This window comes from Corallococcus sp. 4LFB, from assembly GCF_046520365.1.
GTDB lineage: Bacteria > Myxococcota > Myxococcia > Myxococcales > Myxococcaceae > Corallococcus > Corallococcus caeni.
This window is the reverse complement of sequence record NZ_JBKGHJ010000301.1, coordinates 1-10,691: the sequence shown is the minus strand read 5'-3', so window position 1 is coordinate 10,691 and position 10,691 is coordinate 1. Positions and strand designations below refer to the sequence as shown.

The window sequence follows — 10,691 nt, the reverse complement described above, 5'->3', positions numbered from 1 at the left end:
TAACGCGGGCGCATCAAGGCCACGGGCCTCCCCGCGGGAGCGTTCCCCCAGGGCCTCGTCCTGCTCGGTGACTGAAGCGGGGGGCTTGAAGCCATGCCCCTCCACGCAAGAGCGTGCCTTCAGGGCCTCGTCCTGCTCGGTGACTGACGTGGAGGCGTTGAAGCCACGTCCCTCCACGCAAGAGCGTGCCTCAATTGCCGCGTCCTGCTCGGAGACTGACGCGGACGCAGTGGGGCCACGCTCCTCTACACAAGAGCGTGCTTCCAGCGCCTCATCTTGCGCGGTGGATGACGTGGGGGCTTCGAGGAGGTTCTCCTCTGTGCGGTAGTCCTCGGGGGATGCATGCCCCTGGGGAACAGGAGCGAAGGCGTCCAACACGCCCTCATCGCATGCCTTCAGCAGCGCCGGCAGCTGGTTCTGAATCGCCCGCGCGTCGCGATCGCCCAAGGCGTGCATCGCGCACACGGCCCACTGGCGCAGCGACTCTCCGCCCATGAAGGACTGCAGCCGGGCTGCTTTGCCCCTCATGGCCCGTTGCAGTGACTGGATGAGGAGAAGGTGCCCGGGGCGGGCCGCCGCCTGGGCCGCCAACCGCAACAATTCGAATTCCAATTGCGCGCACCGTGCACCCGGCTCCCAGCGCGCCAGGTCCCAGAGATTGAAGCAGGTGGCCTCCAACTGGTGCCGGTCCGCCTCCGAGGCACTCGCGCAGCAGTCGGCCAGCAGCTCCACCAGCACCTGCCGCTTGAGGCTGAAGTAGCCCTCCAAGAGCCGCCGGCATTCCTCGGAGCGCTCGTCATGCAGCGCCATGCCCAGGTTCTCCAGCGTCAGCGACTCGTCCAGCGCCACCGCACGCGCCACACGCCCGGGGCGCTGCACCACCAGGCCTCGCGCCGCCAGCCGCCGCAATGCCTCGCGCACGGTGCTTCGGCTCACTCCGTAGCGACGCGCCAGCACCTGCTCCGAGCCCAGTTGCCCATTCCTCGGCAGCCGCCTCAGCGATATCTCGCGCTCCAGCTGCTCCTCGACGTACGCCACGAGCCCCACCTGCACCATCACCGTCCGCCTCCTCGCCCAATCCTCGCTCATCCAACCAGATGGGTCTGACATGGACGCGAGGGCCTACCGTCCTCGCCGCCTGTCGGGAAGGCGCAGCCTGCGGCCTCATAGGGCGCGAACCTGTCCGACAGTCGGACCGGTTTGTCGGAACCGGGCTCCCGGTGGGCGCCCCCGTCCGCGGCCCCGCCCTGGCGTCCGCTCCTGCACCTCGTCGCGGTCCGCCACGGCGCTCCGCAAGGCGCGCGTCCTCGCGGAGGCCTTCGGGACGCACGGTTCGTCGAGGCGCTTCTGGCGACGTGCCGGTGCGCGGGCGGCTCTGCCGCCTGGGGCTCCGTGAACGGGTCCGTGCCAGCTGGCGGAGTCGTCCGGTGTGGCGGAGGTCCTGGTGCTCCACGTGGCATCCCGCGGTGCCTCGGGTCCTCGCGCGTCAGGGCCCTTCCTCTACACTGCGCCGATCATGCTCCGCTCCCTCTGCGTCCTTCTCTGCTGTCTGCCGGCCAGTGTGCTCGCGGCCTCCGAGTCCTGGCTCGTGACGACCGACCTGTGGGGCAATCCCGCCTATCAACTGCTCACCCTGGAGCGCGACGGGAAGCGGCTCTCCGGAGAACTGGACGGGGATGCGCTGAGCGGGGAGCGCACGGGCAACGCCGTCCACTTCGTCGTCACGGACTCGCGTCGACAGACCTATGTCTTCGACGGCCAGGTGAAGGGTGAAGCGCTCCGCGGCACCGCGGACTACCCCGACAGCAACAACCCGAAGGCGCGGGTGCCGCATGCCTTCTCGGCGCGGCTGCTTCCCTCGCGGCCCTCCGGGGCTCCGCGCGTGCACGACTTCACGCCCACCTCGTGGTCCAACGCGTTCACCGCGCACCGCGCGCCGGTGCTGACGGTCTGGCCGGGCGACACGGTGCGGACCTCCACGCTCGATTCCGGTGGCATGGACGCGAAGGGCGTCACCCGCGCCCTCTTTGGCAACCCGCAGACGGGGCCCTTCTTCATCGCCACCGCGAACCCGGGCGACACGCTGGCCATCCGCATCCGCCGGCTCAAGCTGAACCGCACGTTCGCGGACAGCCTGGACAGCATCGTGGGCCGCGCCCTCACGACGGGCCTCGCCGCGAAGGCGACGGAGCTGGGCAAGCCCGTGCGCTGGAGGCTCGACCCCGAGCGCGGGGTCGCGAGCCCGGAGACTCCGACGGAGCGCCTGAAGGCCTTCACCGTGCCGCTGCGGCCCATGCTGGGCGGTCTGGCGGTGGCGCCCGGCTTTGGCGCCCCGCCCCTGTCCACCGGCGACACGGGCCGCTACGGCGGCAACATGGACTTCAACGAGGTGGTGGAGGGCAACACCGTCTACCTGCCCGTGGCGCAGCCCGGAGCGCTCCTCTACCTGGGCGACGCGCACGCCGCCCAGGGCGATGGTGAGACGTCGCAGTACGCGCTGGAGACCTCCATGGACGTCGAGTTCACCGTGGACGTCCTGCACGGCAAGCCGCCGCCCTCGACGCCCCGCGTGGAGTCGCCCACGCACCTGATGGCGCTGGGCAGGGCGGCTCGCTGGATGATGCCCTGCGCTCCGCGACGCAAGGCCTGACGCAGTGGCTGGAGCAGGACTACGGGCTCACGCTGTCGGAGAGCGCGCAGGTGCTGGGCAGCTCCGTGCAGTACGTCGTCGCGAACCTCGCGGGGCGCAGCGTGGGGGTCGCCGCGAAGCTGGACAAGGCGCGGCTCCAGGCGCTCCGGCCCTCGGGGAGGTGACCTTCCGCCTGACGGTGTCCGGGGAGGCGCCCCGCCTCCGGAAAAGGGGCGAAATGCCGTGGCCAGGGAGCATGGACGGCGACAACGCCCTGATGGGCAAGGTGATGTCGCTCGTCGTGAACAGGGACACGATGCTCGGCAAGGGCTTCGAGCGGGGGCTCGCGAAGCTGGGCACCTCCGCGCGGAGCGGTGCCCCGTCCACCACCGAGAGCGCCCCGCCCGGCGCGCCCCCCGCCCCGGTGCTCTGCGGGCCGCGCCTCAGTCCTCCAGCGCCCGGTATGCGTTCCTGGAGAACTCCATGGCCAGGGCCAGGTCGTCGGGGCCCTGCATCCTTCGCTGGTGCAGGAGGAGCGCCGTCAGGTCCTGCTGGGGATCGATGAAGAACATCGGGCCGTAGCCGCCGCCCCAGCCGTAGCGGCCCGCGGTGGGGGAGACGCCATCCGGCTTCGTGGTGACGGACCCGCCGAAGCCCCACCCCGACGCATCCCAGAAGCCGGGGAAGAAGGGCGAGGCGGCCTTCTGCTCCTCTGGAAGCTGATCCGTCAGCATCTCCTGGATGCTCGCGCGGGACAGCACGCGGGTGTCTCCGGCCTGGCCACCACCCAGCAGCATCCGGCAGAAGGCCAGGAGGTCATCCGCCGTGGACACCAGCCCGCCCTGGCCTCCTCCCGAAAGGAAGGCGGGAGGCCGCGACCAGTCGCTGTTCGCGGGCGTGTCCCAGGCCTCCAGCGTGCCCGTGGCCGGGTCGCGAGCGCAGGCCGTCGTGAGCCGGTCGAGCTTCTCCGCGGGCACGACGAACGCCGTGTCTTTCATGCCCAGGGGCACGAAGAGCCGCTCGCGCAGGAAGTCGTCGAAGCGCATGCCCGACGCCCGCGCGACCAGCACGCCCAGGACCTCATAGCCCGTGTGATAGGCCCACCGCTCTCCGGGTTGATGGAGCAGCGGCAGCGTGCCCAGCCGGCGCATGAACTCGTCGGGTGGATCCGTGAGGGCATGGAAGCCGGGCGCCACCCGGGCCTCGTCCATGGCCCGCTGGAGGGGCTGCGTGCCGGGCGGGGCCATCACCGCGCCCAGGCCCCAGCGCAGCGTGAGCAGGTCGCGCACGGTGATGGCGCGCTTCGCGGGGACGGTGTCGTCGAGCGGACCGTCGGGCCTGCGCAGGACCCGGCGGTTCGCCAGCTCCGGCAGCCACGGGTCCACGGCGCCGTCGAGCGACAGCTTCCCTTCCTCCACGAGCATCAGCGTGGCCACCGCCGTGATGGGCTTGGCCATGGACGCGAGGCGGAAGAGGCTGTCCCGCCGCATGGGCGGACCGTCGGTGAGGTCCCTCGTTCCCAGCGCGTCGACGTGCACGCTGTCCCCGCGCGCCACCAGGGCGACGAGGCCGGGCAGCTCCCCGCGCTCGACGTGGCCGCGCAGGGCGGACGTCAGGTCGGCGAGCCGGGTCCGGGAGAGACCGCGAAGCGCTTTGCCAGGGTTGGACATGCGCTCGAGTGTAGACCCGCGCGGAAGGCCGCGAGCCCGTGTTCGTGGGAAGGGCCGTGCGCTCAACGCTTCGCGAGGACGAAGGCGGTGACCGAGTAGCGCTGGTGGCCCTGCGCCGCGGACGTCCACTCCGTCACGCGGTGGGGGGCGCCCCTCGCGCGGAAGATGAACACCGAGTTGAAGAGCGGGGGGACGCGCATCAGGTCCGCGTCCGCTTCAGGATGCCGGAAGGTGAGGACGCCGCCGAAGCGGTCCTCCCAGGGGCGCGTGAAGTTGTAGACGACGGCGAGCCCCTCCTCGTCCGTGTCCCGGTGTTCGGGGAAGTGCTCGCCCGCCTCCATGCGCGACACCTGCACCTGCCGGGTCTCCAGGGGCTGGGGCCAGCCCACCAGCGCGGCGTGGAAGGCCGCGCCGTCGTCGCTCTTGAGCCACGCGCAGAAGTCCGTCAGGGCGGAGGGCGCCTGCTGATCCAACGGCGCGATGTGCAGGGCATAGGCGCCGTGATGGTGGCGCACGAAGCGCGCGGCGCGCAGGGCCTGGTGCATCGCCTCGGCGCGCTCGGGGAAGAGGACGTCCCGGAGGCAGACGTGTGGCACCCGGCCACCTGCCGCGAACTCCCGGCGGATGGCGGCGTGCAGCGCTTCGGACGCGGACGCCAGCCGCGTCCAGGCGGTCGCGGACGGCGGGAACACCTCCGGCTTCGGAGGACGGACGGGGCCGAAGATGCTGTCGGCGAAGTCCGCGATGAAGAACCCGCTCGGGCGCTCAGGCCTTGGAGACGAGGTAGCTGGCGAGCCGGGTGATGACTTTGCCGTCGCGCGGGTCATCGAAGAAGGAGATGGCGGGAGTGGGGTTGAATTCAAGCGCCACGAAGGCGCCCTCGGGCGTGCGCCGCAGGTCCACCGCCGTGAAGACCATGCCCAGCGCCTTGGCGCCCTTGAGGCACAGCGCCCAGGCGTCCTCCGGCAGGCGGGCGGGCTTCACCCGGTGCAGGTTCTGCCGCGCGTCCACCACGCCGTCGGTGGGGATGTGGAAGGCGGCCACGGGCTCGCCGTCGAGCACGTAGGCGCGGAACTCGTCGCCGGCGACCTGCTCCTGGAACAGCACGGGGCAGTTGGCGAGCAGCTGGAGCCGCTCGTCGGTGAGGTCCGCTGGCTCCACCTTGCGCACCATCGCGCCGCCGCCCAGCGGCTTGTAGATGACGGACCCGTGGCGCGCGACGAACTCGCGCACCGCGTCCGGCGAAGCGGTGGCCAGGCTGCTGGGGACGGGGATGCGGTGACGGCGCAGCAGGGCCAGCTGGTGCAGCTTCAGGTAGTGCAGCTCCACCGCCTCCAGCGGGTTGACGAACGAGCCGCCGCGCCGGTGGAGCGAGCGCAGCACGGAGTGCAGGAAGGACTGGCGCTCCCGCTCCGCCAGGTACTGCTCCTGCCAGCGCGGGAAGTTGCGCCCGGACAGGGCCTCGGCCTCGGGGACCGGCAGCGAGAGGCGCACGTTCTTGAGGTAGAAGGAGCGCAGGTCGCTGAGACATTCACCGTCCCAGTGCACGTCGCCGTCCTCCCAGCTCAACGCGGCGGAGTCGGGCACCCGGTCCGTCTCCAGGACGACGGCTCGCGCGCGGCGGCGCTCCACCGCTTCAGCGACGAAGCGGGTGGCGTCATCCGAACGCGAGCCGATGACCACGACCTTCTTGCGGGACGTCATGGGGGCCGTGACTTCACCTTCCGGTCGCTCAGACCGGGCTGTCCATCTTGACCTTCACGATGCCGCCATCCAGGGGCTTGAGGTCCGGCAGCTTCGCGCCACGGGTGGGGTCATCCATCATGACCTTCACGACGCCGATGTCTTCCGGCGGCTTGAAGTCCGGCAGCTTCCATCCGCCGGTGGGGTCGTCCATCCGGATCTTCACCCGGCCGCCGTCCGCCGGGGGCTTGATGCTGGGGCCGCCCGTGTCGCCGCCACGGAGGGGGTCGTCCGCGATGATCTTCACGATGACGCCGCCGTCGTCCGGGTTCTGGATGCTGTCGTTCTTGCCCTTCACGAAGCGGTCCGCGAGCTCGCGGGCCTTCGGGGTCAACTTCACCTGCTCGAAGACGTCCCGCACCTGGTTCTTCAGCTGGGGGCTCAGCTTGCCGGCGTCGGCGCCCTGGAGCGCCTTCTTCAGGGCCGGAGCGCCCACTGCCTTGCCGTCCGTGCTGGCGGTCTTCAGGGCGCTCTTCAGCGACGACACGAAGCCCGTTGGGGCCTTGATCTGGGTCATGGGGAGTCCTTTGCGAGGAGTTATCGCCACCTCCGTGTCAGGAGTTGCTTGATTCTCTGAAGGTAAGAGTTCCCGTGGAGTCCCAGGGACCTGGGCGCCCCCTGGCCGCCCGATGCCTTTCATTCGCGCGGGGGCGACCCAACCCTTGAAGAAGAGGGGAGGAGACACCATGGCGACCCGGGAGGACGCACTGCTGGTGCGAGCCATCGCGGAGACCGTGCGGCCGCTCCAGGGGACGCGCGAGGACTTCGAGCCGCTGCTGGACCTGGTGGGCGACGCGCGATGCGTGCTGATTGGCGAGGCGACCCACGGCACGCACGAGTTCTACCGGCTGCGCGCGCTGCTGACGCGGCGGCTCATCGAGGAGAAGGGCTTCAGCGCCGTCGCGGTGGAGGCGGACTGGCCGGATGCGTACCGCATCAACCGCTACGTGCACGCGATGGGCATGGACGTGGACGCGGTGGAGTCGCTCGCCGACTTCCAGCGCTTCCCTTCTTGGATGTGGCGCAACGCGGACGTGCTGGACTTCGCGGGCTGGCTGCGGACGCACAACGACCGGCGCCCGGCGCGGGAGAAGGTCGGGTTCTACGGGTTGGACCTCTACAGCCTCCATGCCTCCATGGGCGCGGTGGTGACGTACCTGGACCGGGCGGATCCGGAGGCGGCGAAGCGCGCCCGGTACCGCTACGCGTGCTTCGAGCACTTCGGAGAGGACCCCCAGGACTACGGCCACGCCACGACGCTGGGGCTGTCACCGGACTGCGAGCGGCAGGTCATCGCCCAGCTCCGGGAGCTGCAGCGGGAGCGCGAGTCCCTGCTGCACCGGGACGGGCCCCTGGCGGAGGACGCGCAGTTCGAGGCGGAGCAGAACGCGCGCGTCGTCCAGAACGCGGAGGAGTACTACCGGTCGATGTTCCATGGGCGCGTCTCGTCCTGGAACCTGCGCGACACGCACATGGCGGACACGCTGGACACGCTGCTGGCGTTCCAGGCACGGCGCTCGGGTGAGGCGCGGCTCGTGGTCTGGGCGCACAACTCCCACGTCGGGGATGCGCGCGCGACGGAGATGGGTGGGGCGGGCGAGGTGAACCTGGGGCAGCTGACGCGCCAGCGGCACCCGGGGCAGACGCGGCTCATTGGCTTCAGCACGTACCGGGGCACCGTCACCGCGGCCTCCAACTGGGGCGGGGCCGCCGAGCGGAAGAGGGTCCGCCACGGGCTGCCGGGCAGCTGCGAGTCCCTCTTCCACCAGGTCGGCCTGCCGGGCTTCCTGTTGGACCTCCGCGAGCTGGGAGAGGCCGCCGGAGCGCTCCGCGAGCGGCGCCTGCAGCGGGCCATCGGCGTCATCTACCGGCCCGACACGGAGCGCATGAGCCACTACTTCCACACCCGGCTGCCGGAGCAGTTCGACGCGATGCTGCACCTCAATGAGACGCGCGCGCTCGAACCGCTGGAGCGCACCGCCGGCTGGGAGCGCGGCGAAGCGCCGGAGACCTATCCGACGGGCCTGTAGGCCCGGGCATGGCTTCCTCCCAGCTCCGGGGTACGGTCCTGGCCCCCAAGGCGCGGACGCTCCGCGCCCAGGCAGGCCGTGTCCCCGGGAGGAGCCTCATGCGGTGGTGGTGTCTCGCGCTGTTGCTGGCTTCCTGTTCGGCGCACCGTCCCTCCGGAGCCGGCGCGCCGGACACCTCGAAGGAGCGGGACCTTCGCGCCCGCATCCTCGAGGCGAAGGGGGAAGCGGCCATCGAGTCCAGGCAGTGGGGCGTGGCGGCGGCATCGTTCGCGCTGGCCCGGGCGTCGCGGGACTCGCTCGCCGCGCGGTGGGGGCAGGGCCGGGCGGTGGACCACGCCTCCACGCTGCGCTGGTCGAAGCGCATCCAGGGCTCGGTGCTGGCCCTGGCGTTCACGCCGGATGGCCGGGTGCTGGCCTCCGGTCATTACGACTCCGTCGTCCGGCTCTGGGACGTGGAGCGCGGCGAGCTGCTGGCGGAGCTCCAGGGCCACACGGCCGAGGTCCACGCCGTCGCCTTCTCACCGGACGGCCGCTGGCTGGCTTCCGCGGGCAGGCCCGGGGAAATCCGTGTCTGGGATTGGCGCCAGGGCCGGCAGCACGCCGTGATTCAGGGCCACGCCGACGTCGTGCTCGGGCTGGCCTTCTCTGCTGACGGCGGGCGGCTGGCCTCCGGTGGCCTGGACAGGGCGGTCCGTGTCTGGGACGTCGAGACGGGCGCCGAACGGCTGCGCTTCGAACACGACGACAACGTCATCGCCGTCGCCTTCTCTCCGGAGGGCGGACGGCTCCTGTCGACGAGCGCGGACCGGAGCGCGCGGGTCTGGGACCTGGCGTCGCGCAAGGAGGTCCACCGCCTCGGGGGCCATGAGGAGAAGGTGGAGGCGGGCGCGTTCTCCTCGGACGGACAGCGCATCATGACGGCGGCGGGCGACCGGGCCGTGCGCCTCTGGGACGCCCGGTCGGGACAGCTCGTGGACGTGCTGCGCGACTCCGGCAACGTCTCCGTCGCGGCCATCGACGGTGCGTTCCGGCTCCTGGTCCAGGGCGGGTGGGACGGGCGCGTGCGGCTCATCGATGCTCACGGGGGCGCGCTGCTGGAGCGGCTGGACGCGCACCATGCCGCCGTGATGAGCGTGGCCCTGTCGCCGGACGGACGCACGTTCGCTTCGGGCGGGATGGACGGGGTCCTCCACGTGTGGCGCCGGCCGGAGGTCCCCGCGGAGGTGCTGCTGCGCGGGCACTCCGTCTGGGTGGAGGCGCTCGCGTTCTCCCAGGACCGCGAGCTCCTCTCCGGCGGTGAGGACGGCTGGCGGCGGTGGCGCCTCGCGGAGGTGAATGCTCCTGCCTCCGAGCCAGGAGGAACGGAGGCCACGGTGTCCCTGGCGGTGAGCCCGGACCGCGAGCGCATCGCGCTGGGCACGCTGAAGGGCAAGGCGCTGGTGCTGGACGCGCGTTCGGGACGGGTGCTGCTGGAGCTGCCCGGGGCGAAGGGCTCCGTGCGCGCGGTGGCCTTCAGCCCGGACGGGGCGCTCGTCGCGGTGGCGGGCGATCCCGACATCCAGCTGTGGTCCGTGTCCGACGGCAGGCCCGTGGGGCTGCTCCAGGGACACACCGGCAAGGTCTGGACCCTGGCCTTCGACGGCACGGGGCGCAGGCTCGCGTCGGGTGGCGCGGACAAGACGGTGCGCACCTGGGACGTGGAGCGCCGTCAGCCCCTGCTGCGGCTGGACATGGGCGAGCCCGTGCGCGCCGTGGCCTTCACGCCGTCCGGGCCCCACCTGGTGACGGCGGGCATGCGGCAGCCCATCCGCGTCTGGGACGTGGGGGAGGGCCGGCTGTTGAAGACGCTGGATGAGGGGACCGCGGGCGTGCTGGCCCTGGCCGTGTCGCCGGATGGGCGCTTCCTGGCCTCGTCCGGCGTGGAGCAGGTGGTGAAGGTCTGGGGCCTTCCCTCCGGCGAACGGCTGGGGACCCTCACGGGCCAGCAGGGCTTCCTGTCGGGCCTGGCCTTCTCCCCGGACGGAGCGCTCCTCGTCTCCGCGGCCTCCGACCGGACGCTCCAGCTGACGCGGTTCCAGTCCATCGCCCATCCGCCCCCGGCGGGAGCGGGCGTCGAGGACCTCCTGCGCCGCTACGGGCTCGTGTGGGACGAGGCCCGCTTCCTCCTCCAGTACCGCTGAGGCGTCACACCAGCCGCAGGAAGCGGTTGAGGTCGCGGAACAGCCAGAGGGGATTGCCGTACCACACGGCCATCTCCAGCACCCCCGCCCACACGACGAGCCCCAGGCGCACCGCCGTGGGCCAGCGTGGGACGCGCAGGACGCCGACGGTCAGCGGCACCAGCATCAGCGCGGAGGCATGCCACCAGTGGCGCGTGTCGATGACCGCGAGCACGACGCCCAGCCCCACCGACGCCGCCACCAGGCCGTCCGACCCGCGCCAGGAGAGCGCCAGCGCCACCGCGCTCAAGCCCATCACCAGGGCCACCGTGCCGGGCTCTCCCAGGATGGAGGGCGTGGCCGCGTCCGTCCGGGCGGCCAGCGGCGCCATCCACAGGAACGTGCGCACGCAGAGGACCCCCGCCGCCGCCACCCCGGCCAGCGTGCCCCACGGCCACTG

The 10,691-nt window shown here is 71.8% G+C and carries 8 protein-coding genes and 1 pseudogene; 3 read left to right on the top strand and 6 right to left on the bottom strand.

The window, feature by feature from the left end:
* Positions 1-1,056: FadR/GntR family transcriptional regulator (locus ACLEQD_RS27405; RefSeq protein ID WP_410387935.1), on the bottom strand; the 1,056-nt coding region annotated here is incomplete at its 3' end.
* Between the two features lie 532 nt (positions 1,057-1,588).
* On the opposite strand from ACLEQD_RS27405, the gene ACLEQD_RS27400 reads away from it, so the two are divergent.
* Entirely contained in the window at positions 1,589-2,650 is a 1,062-nt protein-coding gene (locus ACLEQD_RS27400; RefSeq protein ID WP_410387933.1) for an acetamidase/formamidase family protein, read from the top strand.
* Positions 2,651-3,072: 422 nt separating this feature from the next.
* On the opposite strand, the gene ACLEQD_RS27395 is transcribed toward ACLEQD_RS27400, so the two are convergent.
* The 4 genes from ACLEQD_RS27395 to ACLEQD_RS27380 all read right to left on the bottom strand — a co-directional run bounded on the left by ACLEQD_RS27395 (position 3,073) and on the right by ACLEQD_RS27380 (position 6,559).
* On the bottom strand, positions 3,073-4,299 hold the full coding sequence (locus ACLEQD_RS27395) for a serine hydrolase domain-containing protein (protein ID WP_410387932.1): 1,227 nt from the start codon (positions 4,297-4,299) through the stop codon (positions 3,073-3,075).
* 62 nt (positions 4,300-4,361) lie between these two features.
* The gene (locus ACLEQD_RS27390; protein ID WP_410387930.1) at positions 4,362-4,991 is read right to left on the bottom strand and encodes a 2OG-Fe(II) oxygenase; all 630 of its coding nucleotides are present in this window, start codon (positions 4,989-4,991) and stop codon (positions 4,362-4,364) included.
* Positions 4,992-5,064: 73 nt separating this feature from the next.
* Complete coding sequence (locus ACLEQD_RS27385; RefSeq protein ID WP_410387928.1) at positions 5,065-6,003, bottom strand: RimK family alpha-L-glutamate ligase; 939 nt, start codon at positions 6,001-6,003, stop codon at positions 5,065-5,067.
* 28 nt (positions 6,004-6,031) lie between these two features.
* Positions 6,032-6,559, bottom strand: coding sequence for a hypothetical protein (locus tag ACLEQD_RS27380; RefSeq protein WP_410387926.1), 528 nt, complete (start codon positions 6,557-6,559; stop codon positions 6,032-6,034).
* Positions 6,560-6,728: 169 nt separating this feature from the next.
* On the opposite strand from ACLEQD_RS27380, the gene ACLEQD_RS27375 reads away from it, so the two are divergent.
* Together ACLEQD_RS27375 and ACLEQD_RS27370 are read left to right on the top strand one after the other, a co-directional pair.
* A complete protein-coding gene (locus ACLEQD_RS27375; RefSeq protein ID WP_410387924.1) occupies positions 6,729-8,072 on the top strand; it encodes an erythromycin esterase family protein in 1,344 nt (447 codons plus the stop codon).
* Between the two features lie 98 nt (positions 8,073-8,170).
* A complete protein-coding gene (locus ACLEQD_RS27370; protein ID WP_410387922.1) occupies positions 8,171-10,252 on the top strand; it encodes a WD40 repeat domain-containing protein in 2,082 nt (693 codons plus the stop codon).
* Positions 10,253-10,256: 4 nt separating this feature from the next.
* Here ACLEQD_RS27370 and ACLEQD_RS27365 read toward each other — a convergent pair.
* Positions 10,257-10,691, bottom strand: a pseudogene (locus ACLEQD_RS27365) (hypothetical protein); the annotation flags it as partial.

Coding starts and splice junctions, on each gene's coding strand:
- ACLEQD_RS27395 (WP_410387932.1), bottom strand. CDS start 4,299: ATGTCCAACCCTGGCAAAGCGCTTCGCGGTCTCTCCCGGACCCGGCTC.
- ACLEQD_RS27380 (WP_410387926.1), bottom strand. CDS start 6,559: ATGACCCAGATCAAGGCCCCAACGGGCTTCGTGTCGTCGCTGAAGAGC.
- ACLEQD_RS27375 (WP_410387924.1), top strand. CDS start 6,729: ATGGCGACCCGGGAGGACGCACTGCTGGTGCGAGCCATCGCGGAGACC.
- ACLEQD_RS27385 (WP_410387928.1), bottom strand. CDS start 6,003: ATGACGTCCCGCAAGAAGGTCGTGGTCATCGGCTCGCGTTCGGATGAC.
- ACLEQD_RS27370 (WP_410387922.1), top strand. CDS start 8,171: ATGCGGTGGTGGTGTCTCGCGCTGTTGCTGGCTTCCTGTTCGGCGCAC.